A 22,863-nucleotide genomic window follows, 5' to 3' on the forward strand; every position below is an offset into this window, starting at 1 on the left:
GAAAGGGATTGAAATGGGGCGTTTTCGGGCCTAAAAATGCTGGAAATCCCCGGTAAATCTCGCGAAAACGCAGGCTCGTTTTCCTTGGCTGAAAATCCATGTGTCGCCGGTTCCATTTCGGTCACGTTCGTCGCCGGCTGCCTGCAATTCCTTCTGGGTTGAGCGCGGCCACTGTAGCAAAATGTAGTTAATTCACCTGAAGATTGCGAAATCTCCCGCAATTCCGAGCGGTACAACCTGAGTACTGCAGAACGACTTTCAGCGGTTATCTTCGGCAAATCAGTACTCAGCTAGGTTTCCTGCTACTTGTCATCCGCGAGCATCAGCACGATGTTTGGTGCACGACTGGCGGGCGGTTTCTCTTCGCAATTTGCCCCTCGAACAGACATCGAGAGGCAGCAGATGGTGAGGATGAGTGGCGCAAAAGAGCGTAGTAAACGACCAAGCATGAACCACCAGGCTGATGGAGAGAAACTGGAGAACGAGCGCCAGTATCTGTCGAGTGAATTGGCAGGTCAACGGTGAAGCCGCGACCTGGCAACTCGTTCGCAATACTCCCAGCTGGAAGATGCCCTTATTTCAATTGCGAACTAGCATCCGTCTCCGCGTCGTTCGGCCGGATCGATTCGAAGTAGCGACGGATGGTTTGACGATGGCCCAGCGGAATTGGTTCGCTGTCGAGCACGTCTTCGGAGATCTTTTTATACTTCGCATAGTTCTCGCGATATTCGCGCTGCGACTGCTGCGAGCCTTCGGGCGAGTGCGTCGTTTCGGTTTCGACTTCACCTTCGCCCGATTGTTGCCCCTTGATCTTTTCCTGCTTGCCGCCGAGCTTGGCGGTTCGCTCGCCGAGTTCGCCATCGCTCCCGGCCAAGCCCCAATTCTTGCCGCCGGGCTTGTTCGATTTGCTTTTGTTCTTGCTGGTGCTTTCGCACTCGCATTCGCCCTTGCATTCACCCAGGCAATTGCATTGCTTGGTCAGCAGATCGTGCAGCTTCTTGCGTTTCCCTTGTTTGCTCGCTTCGCCGGCCAGTTTTTGGCTTCCTTCAGAGAAACCCTTCCTGTCGTTGCCGAGGCCTGACGACATCTGGCTGAGGGCATTGCTGAGAGAATTCTGGCCGCTGCTATCGGCTTGTTTGGCGGCTTTTTCCAGCTTTTCCTTCACGGCTTTTTCGGTGGCGCGATCGAGCTCCGGAGCCTCGGCTTTGGCGAGTTGTTCGGCGGCTTTTTCGTACTGACCAGCCGACAGCGCCTGACCGGCCTCGGACAATTGCTCGGCAAGCGCGAGCGCTTCACCGACGGCTTGAAACTGTGCATCCATCGAAACGGGATTGCGTTTGGCTTGTTCGCTTTGCAACGCGGCCTGCATTTCGGAAAGCTTGGCGAGCGCCTCGCGCACGTCGGTGCCGGGCTGCTTGAGTTCCTCAATCGCCACGGCCAGTTCTTTGACGAGCTTTTTCAAATCCTCGTCTTTTTCTTTTTCGGCATATTGTTCGAGCTCAGTCAGCTCGGCGGCAGCGCGTTCTGCTTGAGCAATCACCACATCGAGCGGCGCTGGCTTGCTGGCCGTCGCGGGTCGATTCCAACCGCCGACGATCACGAGCGACAGCGTGGCGATGAAGGCCGCGGCGGCGTACGGAAGAACGCGCGGCATGTGCCACGGCACGACTTCGTGCGGCTTGATCGATTGCAGATGATCGAGCGCGTCGGCAAAGGCCAAGCGCTCGACGACAGGCAGATGCGAGCGAGCACTGAACTCGAGCGCCGTGCTCGCGCGATCCTTGAGTGCATAGCGGGCATCCACCGCGCTGGCCGCGTGTTGCCAATTGAGTTGCCAGCAGCAACCCACGATCGCAGCCGTCGCGCTGCCGACCAGCGGCAGTGCAACCGGAATCCAACCGGCCAACTGCCAGTCGAACAGCCAGTTGGCGGCGGCCAAAAACAGCCCCGGCGCCGAACCGAGCAGAAGTCCCCAGGCGGCCAGCCACGCTACCCGCACGAACTGCTGGCGGGAAAGAACAGGAGCCAGTTGCCGCTGAACCTTCTTGTCCATGACCATTCTCCTCGGATGTCCGCAGGTGGAACGAATATGGTTTTACCAGGGGGGTGGTTGAATGCCAACACAAAGCCGAGAAATCTCAGCCGTTTCGACCAGGGCTCGCGCGTCGCGACGCAGCCCCCCTTTCATACCCCCAGAATATTGCAGGCAATCGAAAGGCGTATTCGATCCGTAAGCCTTTATCATAATTATGGTTAGGGATGAAAATCGCCACAATATCGCGGCTCGAATATCGCACTTTATTCTAGTTAAATCGGGTGGTTTTCTGTTCGGGGCAAATCAATCCATTTCTGCGACCACCGGCCCTGTGCCGGTGGGGCGCTCACTGGCCAGCTACCCAAGCCCACGCTTCGCGACGACCTTACGATTTCACTGCCGTTCTCGCCGTCGGCCGTGACTGGCTTGACGTCTTTCCTCCGCGCACCTGAACCACCAACGGCCGCCGACCGAACAGCAAACTCAAATCAACCCGCCGCAGGAAGACGTCGAGCACCAGCAGCACCGCGGCGATCGTCACGAGCCAGGGCCACAGCGGTGTTGGTCGCAGGGCGGAACGCTCGGTCGGTTTGAACAACTCGGCTGCGGTCGGTGCGAACCGGCCACCCGAGACTTCGGCCAGTTGTTTGAGGAGCGGTTCGTTGGTTGGCTTCAATCGCAGCTCGTCGCTGTAGCCGACGTGCATGCCGCGCGACTGCCGATAGATCGCCTGACCGTCTTTCTTCTGGGCAATCTCCAGGTGATAAGCGCCGGTCAGCGGCGTGTCGACCGTGCCGGTGTAACGTCCCGGCGCGGTCTGAGCGAGCGTCAACTTTTGGTTGCCCAAGCGCGGGTCGATCAGCGTGAGTTCCGTTTCGGCTTGATTGAGAAAACGGCCCGCCGCATCGACGGCATCGAGCGTGACGAAGGCCTGGCCGCCGCGCTGCTCGACTTCGACGACGACGCCCTTGGCTTCGTTCTTGCGCATCGTATGGCGGACGATCTGAGCCCAGAACTTGGCAAACTCCGGCCAGGTCAGCCACTCGGCGGCCCAGCGCGTTTTGGCATCGGAAGTAAACGCAGCCGACATCCCCAAACCGTAGCGCCACCAAACGAGCAGCGGATCGCCTTTCTCGGTTGCCAGAATCAACTCGCACGTCGGCTTGGGCCGCGTCTTCACATAACCGAGCAGGAACGGCGCGTTCTCGACGTCGAGTCCCTTCAGCGCTTGCGTCGCGCGAATCACCTGCGGCACGAAGGGCTGTTCATCGATCGCGCTCTTACTCGCCGTCACGGTTTCTTTGGCAAAGATCTGCGGAATGTTGGCCGGGTCGTCGGTGAAGTAATACCGGCCGCTTCCCGCCTTGGCGACTTCTTCCAGCACATCGGTCGCGGAGTCTGCGCCCACGCCGACCGTGCTGACGGTGATTTTCATCTGATTCATTTCGGCAGCCAGGCCAGCGAAATCGCCCGGCGACGAAACACCATCGGTGAGAATGATGACATGCTTCAGCCGGGCTGTGGTTTGCTGCAGCATCTCGTGAGCCCGCTCCATGGCGGGATACATCGTCGTGCCGCCACTGGCTTCGATGCGACTGATGTCGTCGCTGATGCGACCTTTGTTGCTGGCCGATTGCATCTCGCTGATGGTGAACGTGTCGCCGTCGAAGGCCACCACGCCGATCTGATCTTTGCTGCCGAGCAGTTCGACGGCCGAGCGGGCCGCCGATTTGGCCATTTCCATCTTGTCGCCCGACATCGAGCCCGATTTGTCGATGACCAGCACCATGCCCAGTCCCGGCTTCTCCTTTTCCTTTTCAAAATCGCTGCGGACCGGCAACACTTCTTCGAGCACCGATTTGTAATAACCGCCGAGGCCGAACGACTGCTCGCCGCCGAGCATCATGAAGCCGCCGCCCAGGTCCTGCACATAGGTGCGGGCAATCTCCATCTGCCGCTGCGACAGCGCCGTGGCCGGCACGTTCGAGAGCATCAGCATTTCGTAATTCTGCAAATCGGAGAGATTGTCCGGCATGCCGGTCGGCGGCCGCACGTCGACCTGGATCTCTTCCTGCTCGAGCGCGGCGACCAAATCGCGAATCAATTTGGGATCGCTCTCGACGATCAAAACGCGCGGCTTGCCCGCCGTATAGATCAGGCCGCTCGCACTGTTGTTATCGAGCAGCGCGTCGCTCGTCAGGCCGCTGACCTGCGCGGTGAAGGCCGCCAGCCGTTCGCTTTCGATCGATTGCTGAAAACGAAAGCGGTTCTCACCCTTCTTGATCGTTTTCTTCTCATTCACGACTTGATGATCGCCACGAAAGACCTGAATCACTCCTTCGTCGTCGTGATTCGAATCGATCACCACTTCGACAAAGAACGGTTCGCCTTGGCGAACCTGAGCTGGCAGGTTCACGGCAGAGATTTGCGTTTCCAAATCCTGACGTGTCGGCAGCGGAACGGTCGAAACCGGCACGCCGGCGCGGAGCACGGTTTGCAGAGCATTCCCCAGCGTTTCGTTGCCGTCGGTGACGAGCACCACTTGCGGCACGTATCCGGGTGGCACGGCAGCGATCGCCGCTTCGACAACGGCAGCGATGTTCGTCCCTTCCTTTTTCGGAGCGGCCTGTTTTGGATCGGCCTGTTTTGGATCGGCCTGTTTTGGATCGTTCGCTTCTTTCGGGTCTTTGGCCGGTGGAGGATCGAGCGACTTCAGCTCCGTGCTCAATTGCCCCGGCGACATTTCAAACGGCAAGTAAGCCAAGCGATTCGCACCGGCCTGCGCGACGGCATCTTTGAGGAACGGCTCGATGACTTTGTTGGCCTCTTCGCCCACACTCAAACTGCGATCGACGCACACCACCACGAACTGCTCATGCGTGGGGCGCGAGAGCGTGAGCCCGGCCAGCGCGAGCAAAAGCAGCAGAACGATGATCGACCGCGTAACGAGCGACGTCTGCCGTTGCCAGCGCGGAAAATCGACCAGGCTGCGATAGAAGTAATAAATGAGAATCGGCAGCAGCACGATTCCCAGCAAGCGCCAGGGATGAGTCAGCTCGAGTGTGAAGTTGCTCATGGTTCCTAGCCGATCCACCGTCGTTGGTACAGGAACCATTCACCAATCGCCAGCAGCCAGGCCGCGGCGATGAGATAAAACCAAATCGGCCGCACGAAGAAGCTCGCCGCTGCAATGCCGGTTGCAGATTTCGCTTGCCAACCGGCAGGCACGCGCAGATCGCTTTCGGTTTTGCTGCTCAGATTGCAGGCGAGCTCTTCCAGCGGCGCGACAGGTGACGTCGAAGCTTCGATTACGGCGGGTTCGATCTTCCAAATACCAACTTCATCGAGCGGGCCGATCAAAACCTTCTCGACCTTCTCTGGCAACGGCCGCACTTCGCCGTTCGGAGAGCGCAGCACCGCCGGTTTGCCCGGCGGTAGTGTGACATTCGCAATCGCGCCCGAGACAACTGCTTCACGCATTTCACCAGCGGGACCTGCAAACCAACTGAGGGCGTTGGTCACCAGAATCGGGAACGTCGTGCGAAAAGTGAGATCCCCTTCGTCGAGGTTCACCGTCAGGACTAGTGCGCGGCGTTTTTCATCGATGTGCGCGAAGTACAGCGGATCACCACTGACCGCGCCGACCAAGGTCGTTGCTTCGGCGCGCGGCCTGAGCTGGCGCGCTTGCGGCAGGATGACGTTGTCGAGCCGCACGTGACGCATCAGCGGCGACTCGGAGTCTTGCTTGGTGACAATCGGGTTGGCGAGGGGTTCGCCCACTTCCCACAGGTCGCTCCCTGCCAGCGGATCGACGACGAATGAAGCTCCCGGCGGCAGTTCCTTCGGCACGAGGCGATGAAAGACATGCCAGACTCCCGGTTCGTAACTCGTCGGCAATTCCTTGGTCATTTTCAGCTCGACCAGCGGATTGGCTTCGAAAGCTTTTTGCAGAAACAGATTGCCGGGCGAGACGAGCAGAATTTTTTGCGTGTGCCGCGTCGGCAGAATGGCCTGCGCGCGATTGTCGGCGAGCAAAGCATCGGCCGTGGAGAGTTTGGCCACAAGCAAGCCGCCGGAGGGGGAGGTTTTTTCGAACGTGCGACTCCAGGTCTCTCCCGCCGCCAGCTTCAGCGGCAGCACATCGACCGGATTGTCGTTCAGATCGAGATCGAGTCGCGTCTCGGCCGGTTCGTCGGCAGCGTTGCACACTTCCACGAGAATTTCATAGCCCACCGGATCGAGCAAACTCCGCCGCACCTGAAACTGCGTGATGCCGATGTTCGCGCGCTGCGTGCCGATGGGCTGCAACTTCACGAGCGGATCGTCGATGAGTTTTTCCTGTTCCGCAAACCCGCCGTCGGAAAAAACGAGCACCTGCCCCGCTTTCGACTCGCCAAGCAGTCGTTTAGCGAGTTCGACTCCCTCGCTCACTCGCGTGGGGCCATCGGTCTTCGGAATATTCTGAATCGCGGCTTGCAATGTTCGTTCGTGATTCGTTAAACCGCACACGACGCGCGGATGCGTGCCAGCCGCGATGATCGCCATCTCGTCGTGAAAGCGGAGCGAGCTGACGTAACGCCCCGCGGCCTGCTTCGCGCCGGCGAGTCGCGTGGGAGCGATGTCGGTTGCGTTCATGCTCGCCGAATTGTCGATCACCACCACAATCCGACGCGCTTGCAGTTTCTCGCTCAAAAAGAACGGCTCGGCCAGCGCACCCACCAGCAACAACAGCCAAATGATCTGCATGAGCAGCGACAACCAATGCCGCAGGTTCTGCCACAGCGACCGCGGAGCTTTTTCGTCGAAGATCTGCCGCCAAAAGATGGTCGTCGAGACCGGCACCTGTTTGAGGCGGATCTTCAAAATGTAGAACACCACGATCGGAATCGTGAGCAATGCCCAAGCCAATGCCAGTGGTGCAGCGAGCGACATCAGCTGATCGCTCCCGCAGCCCGCATCATCTGCAAAATGAGTTGATCGAATGGAATCGCCGTGGTCGCTTGCGTGCAACCCATGCCATACGTATTGCAGTAGCGAGCGACGCTGGCCTGGTGCTCGACGAATAATTTCTTATAAGCCACCAGATTCTTCTCGGTGACCGTCACCTTGCGCGTCGAATCGTTTTCGACGTCAAACAATTCGACATCGCCGAGAAAGTCCGGATTCGCCTCTTTGAGATCATGCAGTTGAATGACATGCGGTTCGTAGCGACGATGCCGCAACTGATCGAAGCCCATCTCATAGCCGGCCGGCGCAAACAGATCGCTGACCACCACAGCCAGGCCGTTGCGCTGTTTGCGGCGCAGAAACTCCCGAATGGCCGCCGCGGGATCGGTCTCGGTCCCCTGCACTTCGAGGTTCTCGAGAAAATCGAGCAGCGCCAGAATCTGGGCCTTGCCGCGCGTGAGCGCAAAGTTGCCGACGATGCGATCGGTAAACGCCACGACTGCAATTCGGTCGAGATCGGCCAGCGCGATATAAGCCAGCGCTGCCGTCAGTTGCCGGGCCAGGTCGAACTTGGCTGGCTCGCCGAAGCCCATGCTCCGCGAGCAATCGAGCAGAAAATAAACGTGCAGATCCTGCTCTTCCTGAAACCGCTTCAGCAGGAAGTCGCCGTGGCGGGCGTAGACATTCCAATCGAGATAGCGGAGGTCGTCGCCGGCCACATACTCGCGATAGTCGGCGAATTCGATGCCGGAACCAAACTGCATGGTCCGCCGCTGCGCGAGCAACGAGCCACGAAAGACTCGTCGCGATACCAGCGACAAGTACTCCAGCTTGCTCATGAAGTCGGAACCGAACAATTCCACGCGGCGATTCCCGAAGAGAGGCGCGAGAAACGAAGAGCGAACTAGGCGGCCAGCGGAACGTCTTTGATCGATTGCAAAATCTTATGCACCACGTCGTCCGTCGACACACCTTCGGCTTGCCCCTCGAAATTCAAGATCAAGCGATGCCGCAGTACGGCGGGAGCCACATCGCGTAAATCGTCGCGCGAGACGTGATAGCGGTTGTCCATAATCGCACGAATCTTGGCGCCGAGGATTAAGGCTTGCGCGCCGCGCGGACTCGAGCCGTAACGGACGTAACGCTTGGTGATATCGGCGGCCAATTCGTGTTCGGGATGCGTTGCCATCACAATCGAAATGCCGTAACGGCGAACTTCGTTGGCAATCGGAATCTCGCGGACGAGTTGCGACATTTCCAGAATCCGCTCGCCGCTCAAGACTTGTTGCGCTCGCGGCTTCGCTTTTTCCGTCGTGCGATCGAGGATCGTTTCGAGTTCCGACGTCTTGGGAAACTTTACGAGCAGCTTGCAGAAGAAGCGATCAAGCTGGGCTTCAGGGAGCGGATAGGTTCCTTCCATTTCCAGCGGGTTCTGCGTGGCGAGCACAAAAAACGGCTCGCTCAGCCGATGCGTCGTGCCTGCGACCGTCACACTGTGTTCTTGCATCGCCTCCAGCAGCGCCGATTGCGTCTTCGGCGTGGCGCGGTTGATTTCATCGGCCAGCAGCACATTGCCGAAGATCGGCCCGGGTTGAAACTCAAAGCGTTTGCCGCCGCCGGGAGTTTCCATGACGATGTTCGTGCCGATCAAGTCGGCCGGCATCAAGTCGGGCGTGAATTGAATCCGCTGAAATTTCAGACTCAACGCATCGGCCAGCGTGCGGACGAGCAATGTCTTTCCAAGGCCCGGCACACCTTCCAATAGCACGTGTCCACCGGCGATGAGCGCGGTGAGCGTATCGTCGAGAATCTCGTGCTGGCCGACGATTACTTTATTAACTTCGTCGCGCAGGCGCAAAAAGTCAGCGCGAAAGGCATCGAGTTGACCACGCATTTGTTGCAAGTCGGAATCGCTCATCGTTGCCCTATCAATGATTGCAAGTGCCATGCTCATCGACTAAGAATCAAAGTCTTGCACTAATTCGCGCGAGTTTCAACTCGCCATTCATTTGTGAGAGGACTCATCATGCTCTCGCCCCGTTTTGGTTCGCAACTCTTATTTGCGGCGGCCTCGCTTACTTTTCTCGTTGCGTCGTATCCACATCAGCCTGTTGTCGCCCAAGACGAGGCGGCCGGCGAGGAAGAATTCGCCAAGCAACAGGCAGTCATCGAGCGGTACTTGTTGGTTCTCGAAAAGAATCCGCGCAAGAGCACCGCGCTCGACAAGATTTATGGCTTTTATGTCGAGTCGGGACAGCTCGAAGCGCTCGTCAAACGTTTCACCGATCGCACGACCAAGAGCGAGCAAGACCACAACGCCTGGATGATTCTCGGCTTGATCGAAGCCGAACGTGGCCGCGATGCAGTCGCAGTCGACGCTTTCACTAAGGCCGTGGCAACCTCAAAGACCGCGCTGCCGGCCTTTTATCTAGGACAGTTGCTGGTGCTGGTTGGTCAGCCCGAAAAAGCCGTGGAAGCTTTAGAACTGGCGATCGAGCGCAAACCACTCGCCACCGATCAACTGGAAGTGTATCGCGCTCTCGGCCGAGTCCACCAGCGTGCGCAGCGAACGAAAGAAGCACTGCAAGTTTGGGAGCGACTCGAAAAGCTGTATCCCAACGACGCCCGCGTGCAGGAGCAAATTGCTGCGACGCTGGTCGAAGAAGCCCAACCGGCCCTGGCGCTGCCGCGCTATGAAACGCTCGTCAAACTTACGAAGGACGATTACCGCAAGTCGGTCTACCGCATGGAAGTGGCCGATCTCAAGGTCAAGCTCAACCGCAGCAAGGAAGCGGTCAGCGATTTGGAAGGGCTCCTCGCGACGCTCAATCCGACGAGTTGGTTGCATCGCGAAGTCCGCCGCAAGATCGACGATGTTTATTTACGCACTGACGATCAGGACGGCCTGGCGAAGTACTACGAAGGTTGGGTGAATACTCATCCCGAAGATATCGATGCCATGGCGCGGCTCGCGCGGCTGCTGGCTCGTCAGGCCCGCGTGCCGGAAGCAAAGAATTGGCTCGACAAGGCGCTCAAGCTCGCTCCCACTCGCAAAGAGTTGCGACTCGCCTTTATCGAGCAATTGGTCGAGGACCAACGTTTCACCGAAGCTGGCCAGCAGTACGAACAGCTCGACAAATTGGATCCGAACAATCCGGACTACTTGCGCAACTGGGGCAAACTGATCTTGCGCGATACCTCGCGCACCAAAGAAGCCCGTCTGGCCGAGGCCGAGAAGATTTGGCGCCGACTGCTCGTAGCGCGCCCCAAGGATCCGCTAATTGCGACGCAAGTGGCGGATCTTTTTCGGCACAACGATCTGCAGCAGCCGGCCCTCGAGCTGTATCAAAAAGCAGTCGAACTCGCGCCCGATCAGGCTCAGTACCGCGAGTACTTGGGCGAGTTTTATCACCAGCTAAAAAAGCCTGCCGAGGCGGAAGCAACCTGGCGGCCGATCGCGGAAGGGAAGAATCGGAACGCCACCAATCTCGCGCGGTTGGCCGAGGTCTTTGCTTCGTTTGGTTACTTACCACAGGCTTTGCCGCCGATGCAGGAGGCCTGCAAACTCGATCCCAAAGACTTTTCGCTGCACGTGAAGGCGGCGCTGCTATATGTCAAAGCAGAGAAGCCTGACGACGCTCTTGCGGCCTTGTCGATTGCGGAAAAACTGGCCCAGAACGATGAAGAAGCCGAAGCGGTTCTCGTCGAGCAACTCAAGATCTATCAGCTTGATGAAAGTCTGACGAAACGGACCACCGATCTCGCCGCTGCGCAAAAAGAAAAGCCCACGGCGAAGGGCTTGTTCTTGCTCGCGCGATTTTACGAAACGTCGCGCCAGTATCCCGAAGCAGCCCGCGAGATTCAGGCCGCTCTGCGACTCGAGCCGCAATCCATTCGCAGTCTGGCTGCGGCTGCGCGGATCGACGAGCAAGCGGGCGAGTTGCAATCGGCGGCGGAATACAATCGCAAGCTCGCCGTCATCGATCGCCGCGGGCGTGGCGAATATCTGAAAAAGGTTTCGCAGCTCGAAGCCCAACTCGGCCGCACCGCCGAAGCACTGCAGGCCGGCCGCGACTTGATCGCTTCGGCTCCGGGCAATTCGGAGAACTACGAGTACTACGCCGAACTTTGTTTTCGCTTAAATCAGCAGGAAGAAGGTCTGCAAACGCTGCGGCGGGCGATGCGGGTGAATCCCACCGAGCCGAAGTTGCTCCTCACGCTGGCCGCAGCGCTCGCCAATCAGTTCCGTACTGACGAGGCGGTCGAGCTCTATTGGCAAGCCTTTGATAAGAGCAAAGACATCGAAGAGCGGATCAACGTCGTTCAAAAGCTCTGCGATCTTTATTTGCAGCAGAACCAGTTCGATCGTTTGCTCGAACGACTCGAACGGCAACGCCGCGATGCGGAAGAAAAACGCGAAGCCACCATTTGTCTCGCCCAGGCTTATCACTCGGCTGGCGATTTCGGCATGGCCAGGCAAGAGCTGGAAGGGCTGCTGTCGGAAAACACCCGCGATACGCAGCTGTTGCAGCAATTGTCGAAGCTCGCCGAAGCCGAGCGTGATTATGCCAGCGCGGTGAGGTATCAGGAGCAGTTGGCAAAAGTCGCGCCCGGCGCGGAGACGGAATATCGTCTCGCCACGCTGCTCGCCGACAACGGAACGTCGCAAGAGAGCGCCGCGATCATCGTCCGTTTGACTCGGCAAGAGGAAGATCCGGAAAAAGTATTGAAGTCGATTGATGGCTTGATCACGAACAGTCAGAAAGCGACCGCGCAGCTGATCATCGAAACCAAGTTGCGCGAGGATCCGAAGAACTGGGAACTGCTGTATCGCGAAGGCGTTTGCCTGGCCGAAAATCCCGCTGAAGCAGCCAAGCGTTTCGAAGCCATTCTCGCTCTGACGATCCCCGATACGACTCCGTCGGTTGGCGAGAAAGCTCGCCTGGCTAAGCAGGCCAAAGCGGCCGCGACAAATCCGCAGTACCTCGTGGCTCGCGCTTCGCGACTCGATCACTCCAGCAGCATCCGCAGCGCCATCGGCATCATGCAGGCCGACTATTACAGCAGCCAACCGCAGCGCGCATGGGGCCCCAGTTACGTATGGCAAGCCCGCATGGCGGCCGTTGGTTGGCTCTACAAGTTTGCCCTCGATGCCAGGCAGCAGCCGGAGCTTCTCAAACGCTTCGAAGATGCTGCCAGCGGCGTGAGTCCCGCACCGGGCGCCGCTTGGAATTGGCTCTACGCTTCGTCCATGGCGGGTGAGTTCGATCGAGTCGAGAGCTATGACAAATTGGTCGCCGCGAGTCGTGCCTTGGCCAAGGCGGGCGACCCGGCGGGGCAATTGCTATTTGCGACTAGTCTGAATCAATCTCGTCGGCCAGCTCGATCGAATCAGCCCAAGCAGCCGCAACAACCGCCGTTGTCGGCTGACGATTTGGAACTGCTGCTGACGAGTTTCGACTCGTTGTGGAAAACGAAATCTGCGGGGGGCGCGCTCGACTATCAAGTGCCGTACCTGGCAAACGGCGTGGCCAGAGAACTGAAAGCCGCCGGCCGGGCCGAAGAAGGCGAGAAGCTGTTGCAGCAGATCATCGCCACGGCGAAGACTCCCGGCGAAATAGCGATGGCCATGAGCATGCGCATCGAACTGGAGAACTCCGCTGAACTGCTGAAGATGTTCGACAACTGGGCCGCGCAGGTCTTGCAGCAACCCAAACTAGCACCGGCGAGCATGCACGACCAGTCGATCCATGCCATGTCGCAATTGATTGGTCTCGCCGGCAGCGAGAAAAAGTACGACGTGATCGTGGAAGTGCTCGATCACTACTTCAAATACAACGACGCCCGCGCCGGCAAGCAGCGTCAGGTAGCAAACCGCCGCAACACGCGCTCTCCTACTCAGAGCAACGGGTATTACTTCATCTGGAACGGCACTCAGCAGAGCGCTATCAACGCGGTATTTCCGGCAGCCAGCATTTATACCGACGATGCTTGCCTGCAGGTGCTGCGCAATGCCTTCGAAGTTTACAAACGCCACGACGTGCTGAGTGATCTCGAAGATTATCTGCGCAAGCGACAGACCGCCGCACCCGAAGCGGATCGCGTCAACTACTCGTTTGCGCTCATCGCGCTGCAAGCCTGGAACAACGAACGCGAAGCCGCCACGGCCGAGCTGATTGCCGCCAGTCGCTTGATTCCCCTCGACGTCAATGTGCGGATGCAAGTCGTCCGCGCATTGGCCGATACTAAGGACTACGACCAGGCCCTCGAAATGCTCAATGAGATGGTTCCGTCTGATCAGGATGCCATGCGCGAACGAGAGATGCTGGCTCTCGATATCGCGGTACGTGTGGGCGATCATGCTCGCGCGCAGAAAGCAGCCGAGCGGATGTTCGGCTTGCGGATGGATGCGGAAACGCAGGTCCAACTCGCTGGCCAAATGCGCCGCCTCGGAATGAACAACGAAGCCGATGCAGTGCTCGCTCGCGCGCAGCGGCAAGGCGGCAATCGACTGGCGGCGCTCGTGGCTTTGATGAGCTCACATCAAGCCAACGGCAAGGGGGATACGGCCTCGCAAATTGCGTATCAAATCCTCCGTCAGTCGCGCAAATCAGCGGCGGCTGCGCGAGGAGCGTTGCCGCGCGGCGCTTCGGTCGATGATCAATATCGCACGGCGGCCCTGCGGGTGCTCGGTTCCGCCGGCAAGCTCAAACAAATGATTGCCGACCTCGAACAACAGCTCAGCCGATCTCCCGACGCCACGCATCTGTACGACACGCTCGCCGAGTACTACGAGGCCGCCGGCGATCAAAAGCAGAGTCTCGACTTGATGGCGAAACGCGTGCAATTGCGCCAGGAAGATTACGTCCTGCGGCAGCAATACGCCAACAAGTTGTCGCTAGCCGGCAAGTTGAGCGAAGCTTGTGATGAGTACAAGATCGTGCTCACGAAGCATCCGCGTGCTCTGCGCGATCGCAACTACGACATTGCGTCGACGTTTCGCCGAGCCAAGCGCGAGCCGGAACTGCTGCAGCTAATTCAGAACATGGACTTCGTTCAAATCGGCCAGCCGTACGCCATCATCGACCTCGCCAGCAGCCTGCTGCGTGCAGATGAAGGGCCGGCAAACAATGCGGCGACGATCTTGCTGATCAAGAAAATGTACGTGGCATTTCCGGAGAATCGGCAATACATAATGTCGTACTTCGGCAACGGTAACGATAAGCTCTGGATGTCGCCAGAGCTTTACGAGGTCGGCAAGCAAGGGATAATCCCAGCTCCCAAACGGATCATGCAGGATCCGTGGGCCAGTCTGAGCCAGATCTATTCCTACAGCCCCGATGGCGAAGTCTTAGCCTCCTATCGTCGCGTGTTTGATACGGCTGCTTCGCTTCAGAAGTTGCCCGAACTGCGCAGCGAGTTTGTTGCCGCAGCAAAAGATAATCCCGACTGGAAAGCGGGGCCGGTCTTGATCGCGCTGCTCGACCTGCGCGCCGGCAAGATTGAAGAAGCACGCCAGGTAATCGAACCGCTCTTGGACTTGGGCGACGAGATGCCGGCGACTGCCAAGTGGATTGTCGGGCTGGAAATCGAAAAACAGCCGTCGCTGAAGAAGCTGGCAATCAAGCTTTATGAACAGGCGATGGACGATCCTTCGCGGCAAATGCTGATGAATGGTTTTGAATACAGCCCCGGCCCGCGTCTGGTACGGTCGTACGTCGCCGAAGGCCGCCGCGATGAAGCCCTACGGTTGATGAAGAATTCGGAGAAAGATTCTGACGACGATCAGTACGATCCCTCTTATGCTGCCTATCGGCGCATTTCACGACTCACCGAAACGGCGCAATCGTATCAACGCCTCGGCTTTGAAGTCGATGCCTTGCGACTCTATCGTCAGGCGGCGCTCTTCAATCTGAATGCCGCGAATTCGCCGTATACCTCCAACGTGGAGCAGTATCGCCAGCAGGCTCAGGAGAACATGACTGCGTTGCTCGAAAAGCTGGCGACTTCGAGCGATGCTAGTTTTATCAAGGAGCTCCTCCAGCCTCAGACCGCTCGCGAGAATGTGCCGACGCTCGACTTGATGATCGGCGTGCAGAACGACCAAAACGGCATTCCTCGGCTCGATAGCCAGTTTCTCAATTTGCTCACGCAACGGAAAATGGCGAGCGAGTTGCAGCTGGCGTTGCAAACGACGCTCGCCGAATTGCGCGCCAAGCATCCGGGTGAGCTGAGCGTGCTGGTCGCCACGGCGATGATCGCCATTCGCGGTTCCGATGCCGCTCAGGCGACAGCGGCACTCGCGGAACTACAGTCGGCCTTGGAGAAATCTCCGCTCGACGAATTGAAGCCCGGTCAGCGACCCAATGCTCGCCAGCGTGAGCAAGCGCAACGGCAACTGGGAATCTGGCCCGTAGCGCTCGAGTGTTTGAAGCAAAAGCCCCATGAGAACGTGGGCAAGTTCTTGGCAACGAGGGCTCTGGCGGCGGCCGAACGGCAGATTGAGCGCAGTTACCCGCTCGCGATTCTCCACGTTCGTTCCGAACAGGCATTTGCCGCGGGTGACCGGCCCGGCGCCGAAAAGTATCTAGCCGACATCCTGCAGATTGCCCTCGCTCGTCCCGGTGCTGCCAAGGACAAGATCGCCCCCATCACGCAGTCGCAATTCAGCCTGGGGATTGCCACAGCGCACGTTGCGCTCGAGCGTAATTTTCCAAATGTCGCGGCGCAAGCAATTCGCGAGATGCTGCGCGGCGGCATGCCAGTAACGGACGCGATCCAACCCAGTGCCGCCAGCCGGCGAGGCATCATGCCGAGTCCGGGCGATAGTAACGATGATGCGAGCCAGATTGCCAATGCCGTCGCCGACGAACTGACGAAGTTGTCGATGCACTGGCGGAAGAAGAAATTGCCACCGGCGGAAATGTACAGCGTGCTGCACGACATCGTCTTGCCCGCCGATCGAAAGGGAGTGATCAGTGTTTATCCGCGGCCGCTGAATAACTTTGCCGAACCGGAAAGCTTGGGCTGCGAACTGGCCCGCTGGGCGGTCGCCAGCGGCAACAGCAAGTTGCTGCGCGAGGAAACCGTTGCTCGCGCCGAATCGTCGAAAATCGCTGCCCAGGCCATGCAAACGTTTCTCGCAACCGAGAGTGGCGAACAAGCCGCGGCGCTCGCGGGGCTCGAACAGCTCAAGGCGAGTCTGACCGCTCAGCCGGGATCCGTCGGCATTCAACTGGCCGCCAATGCCGCAGCCGTGGCCCTGAAGCGGAAAGAATTGGAGCCGGCAGCAGTCGCCGTCTTGACGGTGATTGGAAACTTGCCGGAACAGCAATCGTCGCCCGTCTCGGCGAGCATGCTGCTACCCGTGCTGACACGTCATTACATTCGCAATCAGCAAATTGCCGAGCTGAAGACGTTATGCAGCACGTATCTGGATTCACGACAGCAGATCTACGCGCGGTACGGCAGCGGCGGATTGTATGAGCAGCGCAGCGATTTGACCCGTGTCGTGAATCACATCGCCCAGGCCGGAGACGCGCGGTTGACGCTCGACTACCTCGGGCGCTTTGCCGATCTGCCGAGTCCCACGCAATCGTACGGAGATGCTGGGTACGATCTGTCGCTCTTGCATCTCACCTGGCAGTTGCAGGCACTGCCTGCCGCCGAGCGCTACGTTCTCCTCAAAGAATGGACGTTGCCGACGGAAACTCGCCGCAGCGTGCGCTTCGTCGCCGGTTTCAGTGCCGGTTTGCAAGTGCCCGAAGTGTTCTTGCCGACAGAAATTGCTAAGCGCGGCCCCGCGCCGTCGATTGGCTTGCTCAGCAATTTCTCGCAACTGGTCAACACAGCCGAGGAACTCGGCAAACTCGACGAACTGAAACAGCTGACGGAACAAGCCATCGCCAGCAAACTGAAAAACGCCGAGGCGCTGGCCACGCTGGTGGCGATTGCCGGCAACGATGCATCGGTGAGCGAGCGTTTGAGCAAGCTCGAGGCGGTGGTTCGGAAACGCGTGAAGGACCTGGCCAAAAACGCGGCTCGCAATGAACTCATCGAAGAAGAACGGGGCACGGAAATGACGATCGTCATCGCCGCGCTGCAACAACCCAACTTCCGCGCCGCGGGGGCTGCGCTGGGTCAGGTGGTGCTCGCCGATAATCGCCGCGCGGGGCGTCCCGTTCGCGTCGCACATCTCTATCGTTGGTTAGCCCTCGATTCGATCGCGGCGTCCAATCCAGCCGAGCTCGCACAATTGCAAACTCCGGGGCTCAAGCATTGGACCGTCGGCAGGCCGCCGCAATTTACGAGCAACAACTATCCGCCCGCATGGTGGGCTGCTTTCGACCAGCAAATCTCGCACGTCACCGGCTTCGAATCCGACGGCTTGTATTTTAATTATCCACTCACCGGCACGTTCGATTTCACCTTTGAGGCCCACAGCTACGATTACTCGCAAGCCGAAATGGCCTTTGGCGGGCTGATTGTGAACCCGCAGTATTGGACGCGGACCTTGATCGTGCGTCCCCTCTCGCAGCACGAGACCGTGACGCGGCCGATCGCTGCCGACGGCCGAGAATGGTGGAACCGCTACCGCATTCAGGTTACCCCGCAGGAGATCCGTTTCTATTGCAACGACCATCTGGTGTATGTCGAACCAGATCCCAGCCCCACCTCTCCTTGGTTGCAATTGATGGCGTTCAATCAACGGCGCACGAACTTTCGCAACTTGAAATTCAGCGGCTCGCCGGAAATCCCCGCCGAGGTCTCGCTAGTGAGCGGCAATCGTATCGATGGTTGGGGCACGAACTTCGGTTCGTTGCCGCAGCGCATCGTGCCGCGTGAGCCCAAGCCAGCCGCCGATGGCACGCGGTCTGCGGTGCGATCTCGCTCATCATTGTCGGCGCCACAACCCGATTGGTTCGCCGATGAGGGAGTGCTCAACGGTCGTTTTCTGCCCGGCAGCGGCGAATCGAAGCAGTCGCATCTGTTTTATTATCGACCGCTCTCCGCGGGAGAATCGTTTAAATACGAGTTCCTCTACGAACCGGGAAAAACGCAGGTGCATCCTGTTTTGGGCCGGCTCGCGTTCATGCTGGAGCCGGAAGGCGTGCGGTTGCATTGGGTTCAAGCCATGGTCTCGGTCGCGGACCCGATTGATCTGGAATCGCTCCATTCCGTTGCTGCCGCGGCCGAGGCGAGAGCGTTGCCGCTGAAGCTGAACGATTGGAATTCGCTGGAAATGAAATTCGCCGGGGCCGAGGTCGTGCTGATCTTGAACGGCCAACTCATTCTGCAACGCACGTTGGAACCAGTCGTCAGTCGTTGGCCCGGGTTGTTCTACTATTCCGGCCGAACGGCTGCGAAGGCGCGCAACATTACCCTCTCCGGCTGGAAGACCGAGCTAACGAAGACAGAGTTGGCGAATCTGCTGGAAACGGAACAAGCCGACGCGCCGTCATTTGCGAAAAAGCGTTTCGTCCTGGTTCGCGAGGAAGAATTCGCCGATGAAGTGAACGAAGTGATTGCAACAGCCAAGCGCTTGCCAGCCGAAGAACGTTACTCGGCGCTGAAAGCCTGGGTGCTCCCGTCGCCATCGCATCCCTCGTTCCGTTTGCAGGTCGATTTCACCCCCGTCGATCAGCCCTGGCCGACGCTGGCAAATACGGCAGCGCTGCAGGGAGCGCGACAACACGTCGGCGGCGAAATCGTTTCGCCGGCGCTCGAATTGGTTCGCGTGGCGGCAGAACTTCGCAAGCTTGATGAGCTCGACGCGCTGGTGCGCGATGCGGATGCAACCGTGCCTGCTTCGGCACGCAATCGTCGATCGCTGCAAATCGCAATTGCGATTGCCCGTGGCGATGACAACGGCGCGCTGGCTCAGTTGAACGTGCTGCAGGAAGAACAACAGTCATTGGCAACTTCGGTGCGCGTGACTGAACGTTATGCAGAAACGCTCGCCGTGCTGGCCGCGCTCGAGCGGCCTGCGCTGCGGGCTGCAGCGCGGGGACTGGCGAATCAGTTGGTCGAAAGTCAGCAAGATGGACAGACGCTGCAATCGCAGGGGCTGTACTGGGAACGAATCGTCCGCGCACTTCGCGCCCGAGCGGCATGGCTCAGCGAACCCGCGCAGCCTACGAAGAATGTTGCACAGTGGATCCCCGTCAGCCAGCCGACGGCCGATACGCGCAGCCGTGGATTGCCTCCGGCAAACTGGAGTTTGCAGAAAGGGAAGGCCGAGTTCTTCACCGGTCACGGCTCCGATTCGATCTACTTCCAATCGCCGCTGAGCGGCAATTTCGAACTTCGCTTGCGGCGCACCAGTTACGGCTGGAAGGAGATTTATCCGTTCTATGGCAGCGTCGGTATCGACGTGTTGCACGATGGCGCGGGCATCTGGCGCAACTTGTCGAATCAAAGTCGCGAGCGCACGAACTTGCCCGCCAAGATCGAGAACTGGGGACCGCACATCGACTACCGGCTGGTGGTGAAGGATGGCGAGTACACCGCCTTCTTCAACGACAAGCAGGTTCACAGCGAACGGATTTTGCCGAGCGCCGATCCGTGGCTGTACATTCAGTCGTACGCCCCGCATTACAGCGGTACGGTTGAGAACGTACAAATCCTCGGCACGCCCACCATTCCCGAGAAGCTCGAACTGTCGACCGGCGACGACTTGCGAGTGTGGCGACACAATTACTTCGGCGACGCAGGCAATCCCGATACGAGCTGGGAAAAGAAGAACGACGAGATCACCGGCGCTGCGCTGACTGCGTCGAAGGGAGCGAACCTGCAAAGCCTGATTCGCTACCATCGGCCGCTGCTGGAGGACGGCACTGTCGAGTACGACTTCTACTTCGAAGCCGGCGCCGTCGAAGTCCACCCTGCCATCGATCGAGCAACCTTCTTGCTGTCGCCCACAGGCGTGAAGTTGCACTACGTGACCGATGGGCCCTTCAATCGGACTTCACTCCTGCCCGACAATGAGGTCGCATTGCCCGGGGCCAGCGATCAGGTGCCGTTGAAGAATAAGGACTGGAATCACGCCCGGCTCGACTTGGTGGGAGACACCATCCGTCTCTCCATTAACGACCAGCAGGTTGCGCAGTACCAGCTCGAAGCTACCAATCAACGGCACTTCGGTCTCTTCCGCTACAGCGATCGGACCAGTGCACGTGTGAAGAATGTCAGCTATCGCGGCAACTGGCCCAAGGAATTCCCTGCCGTTCAAAACCAATTCCTGGCCAAGTGAGTACGAGATTTACTCGCGGCCGTGGAACTGCTCTTCGCGCGGCAGGGCGTTGACTTTCCAGGTGGCGGGGTAGAAGCGGATCACGCGGTTCGGGCGAAAGCCGTCGAGCAGCTGACAGCACTTCACCTTGATCTGCACGCCGCTGCTGCCGGGTTCGATCGGCGTCTGGCCGAAATGCAGAATATTGCCGCCTTTGCGATCGTTGACGGGGTCGTACGTCATCAGGCTGTCGCGGGCGACGCAGATGCCACCTTTCGGCGCTTTCGGATCGTCTTCACGACTCGAAAACGGCCAGCCGTGTGGCTCTTCGTTGATCAACTTGAGCTCGTCGAACAGCTTGGCATCGACATTGCCAAAGAAGGTGATCGTGACGATCTGCGGCTCGTCTTCGACCGCGGTGATCCAACCGGGAAGTCCTCGCTCGCGAATGTGCGTCCGGTGAATTTCCAGTTGTTGTTCGCTAGCTAGCTTCCGCGCAGTCTCGTCGAGCCAAATTTCCAAAATGCGACCGGGACCGTAGAGCGTGGCCCAAGTGATGTTGAACTGCACCAGCTGACCAGGCTGCAGCGCATCTAGTTTTGCAAAGCCGCTCTCCTTGAAAACGCGCGTGCTCGCCGAGAAGTCAAACACCTTCGGCTTGCCGACAGCGTTGCCGCTTGCCTGCAACGTGACGGTCAGCTTCTTTTCGGCGAGATCGACAGCATCGATCTTCCACACTTGCTGCTGACTGGCGTAATGGCTGAAATCATCTTCCAGCTGAAAGCAGCGTGTGAAGGCCGCATCGTTCGTCACACGCCGATAAGCACCGGCGGGTGGCGGCGACTTATCTTTCGGATCTTTCAGATAGAACTTGCCGTGCAGGTGCGTGCCGAGAGGAATGTCCTGCAGCGCCGCCGGTGCGCCGTGATAAAAGATCGAGCCGTAAGGGAGCATCGCGGCATCGATAGGAAGATCGAAGTGGCCGGCATCCTGGCTGTCGTCGCGATCGACGCGCAGCCGAAACCGCCGCTCGGTGTGATCGGCCTGAATCAGCTCGCCTGAGATCGCATGCGCCGAACCAGCGGGCGGGAATTGGCCTTCGACAAGCTGAAACCACGGCAGCGCTTTGTCCCGGTTCTCATCGGTGCGAAACTTCGCGGGCTCGGCGGCGTTCAGCGCGGTAACGGCGAAACAGAGCAAGGCAAACAACGAAATGCGGCAGCTGATCATGATATTGGGCGAGGTACTTACTTTTCGATGGCAGAAATCGGGCTGACGCTGTCTTGGAATTTCTCGGTCTCCACATCCACTCGCTGCAGCATGTTGAGCAGCAGGTTGCTGAGGCGAGCATCGGTGTCGACCGGCCGCGAGCAAACGCGGTAATGGCCGTTGGCGTCGGCGACGTTGTATTGACCGATCTTCGGCAGGTTGAAGTCGACATGCTGGCCGTGCTTGTGACCCAGCGCGCGGCCGCCGGCGAGAATCGTCGGCAGGTTGGCGTTGCCATGGCTGTGGCCATACGCCATGCCGCTTCCCCACAACACTTGCGTTGAATCGAGCAGCGGCTGACCATCCTCGGAGTGGGCTTTGAGCTGATCGAGGAAGTAGCTGAGCTGGTCGACGAGGAACGTGTCGGTCTCGGTCAGGCGGCGGAGTTGCTCTGGGTCGCCGTTGTGATGCGACAAGCCGTGGCGGGCCTGCGAAATGCCGATATCGGGGATCGCGCCGCCGTTCGATTCGCTGCAGATCATGCAAGTGATCACGCGCGTCGAATCGGTGCGGAGGGCGAGAACCATCAGATCGTAGAACAGCCGGTAATATTCGCGGACCTGGCTCATGTTCAGCTTGCGCGTCAGTCGAGCTTCATCGGCGGGATCGATTTTGGGCTTAGGAATATTCAGCCACGACTCGGCCCGCTGAGTGCGCACTTCCACCTGGCGCACGGCGGTCAGATATTCATCGAGCTTGGTGCGGTCTTCGGCGCCGAGCTGGCGATTCACTCGCTGCGCGTCGTCGGCGACGGCGTCGAGAATGCTGCTGCGGCGATTCAAACGGCGGCTGATCGTGCTCTTGCTTTCCTTTTCCACGCCAAAGAGCATGTTGAAAATCGTGCGAGTATCGCGCTCGGCGGGAAGTTGAATGCCGTCGCGCGACCAGGCGAGGGAATGTCCTTCGATGGCGAGTTCGAGCGACGAAAATCGAGTCGCCGCTCCTTGCACTTCGGCCATCAACTGATCGGCTGAAACGCTATTGCGAAAAGCGCCGCCATCGCTGGGAACATCGGCGCCGGTCAGCCAGACTTTATCGCAATTGTGGTGCTTGCCGAGCACCTTGGGATGATGCAAGCCGCTGATCGGCGTCACGTCGGCCCGATGTCGTTCGAGCGAAGCCATCGGCTTCGAGAACTCAAAGTCTTTGCCGGCTTTTTCGATTTGCCAGGTGAGCGTATTCACGCCGTTGGGAATGTAGAGAAACACGCTCCGCTTCGGCTTGCTCTTGGCCGTTTCGGGAGCAGACCGGCTGGTCCCGGCCATGCAATTGAGGAGCGGCAGCGCGAGCGAAACGCCCGCGCCACGGAGCAATTGCCGGCGATTGAGATGCCAGCTGTTCCGATTGATGTTGGTCATGTTGGTTATCCGTAACGAGGTTG

8 protein-coding genes are annotated in these 22,863 nt (G+C 58.9%); 1 reads left to right on the forward strand and 7 read right to left on the reverse strand.

Annotated elements, in window-relative coordinates:
• Positions 1 to 574 precede the first annotated feature (574 nt).
• The 5 genes from M9Q49_RS08135 to M9Q49_RS08155 all read right to left on the reverse strand — a co-directional run bounded on the left by M9Q49_RS08135 (position 575) and on the right by M9Q49_RS08155 (position 8,900).
• Positions 575 to 2,053 carry a hypothetical protein gene (locus M9Q49_RS08135; protein ID WP_254508220.1) on the reverse strand — a complete coding sequence of 493 codons (1,479 nt, stop codon included), beginning with the start codon at positions 2,051 to 2,053 and terminating at the stop codon, positions 575 to 577.
• A gap of 367 nt (positions 2,054 to 2,420) precedes the next feature.
• Positions 2,421 to 5,111: a FixH family protein gene (locus M9Q49_RS08140; RefSeq protein ID WP_254508221.1), complete on the reverse strand. Its 2,691-nt coding sequence runs from the start codon at positions 5,109 to 5,111 to the stop codon at positions 2,421 to 2,423.
• A 5-nt stretch (positions 5,112 to 5,116) separates the two neighbouring features.
• On the reverse strand, positions 5,117 to 6,967 hold the full coding sequence (locus tag M9Q49_RS08145) for a vWA domain-containing protein (protein ID WP_254508222.1): 1,851 nt from the start codon (positions 6,965 to 6,967) through the stop codon (positions 5,117 to 5,119).
• Positions 6,967 to 7,845, reverse strand: coding sequence for a DUF58 domain-containing protein (locus tag M9Q49_RS08150; RefSeq protein ID WP_254508223.1), 879 nt, complete (start codon positions 7,843 to 7,845; stop codon positions 6,967 to 6,969). Before M9Q49_RS08150 ends, M9Q49_RS08145 begins: the two co-directional genes overlap by 1 nt.
• Before the next feature lie 41 nt (positions 7,846 to 7,886).
• Entirely contained in the window at positions 7,887 to 8,900 is a 1,014-nt protein-coding gene (locus tag M9Q49_RS08155) for an AAA family ATPase (RefSeq protein WP_254508224.1), read from the reverse strand.
• Positions 8,901 to 9,008: 108 nt separating this feature from the next.
• On the opposite strand from M9Q49_RS08155, the gene M9Q49_RS08160 reads away from it, so the two are divergent.
• Complete coding sequence (locus tag M9Q49_RS08160; protein WP_254508225.1) at positions 9,009 to 20,234, forward strand: DUF1583 domain-containing protein; 11,226 nt, start codon at positions 9,009 to 9,011, stop codon at positions 20,232 to 20,234.
• 9 nt (positions 20,235 to 20,243) lie between these two features.
• Here the strand turns inward: M9Q49_RS08160 and M9Q49_RS08165 are convergent, their stop codons facing one another.
• On the reverse strand, positions 20,244 to 21,443 hold the full coding sequence (locus tag M9Q49_RS08165; protein ID WP_254508226.1) for a hypothetical protein: 1,200 nt from the start codon (positions 21,441 to 21,443) through the stop codon (positions 20,244 to 20,246).
• Positions 21,444 to 21,460: 17 nt separating this feature from the next.
• Positions 21,461 to 22,840: a DUF1552 domain-containing protein gene (locus tag M9Q49_RS08170; RefSeq protein WP_254508227.1), complete on the reverse strand. Its 1,380-nt coding sequence runs from the start codon at positions 22,838 to 22,840 to the stop codon at positions 21,461 to 21,463.
• Between the last annotated feature and the right edge of the window lie 23 nt (positions 22,841 to 22,863).

It is taken from the genome of Anatilimnocola floriformis (genome assembly GCF_024256385.1).
In the GTDB taxonomy this organism is placed as follows: Bacteria; Planctomycetota; Planctomycetia; order Pirellulales; family Pirellulaceae; genus Anatilimnocola; species Anatilimnocola floriformis.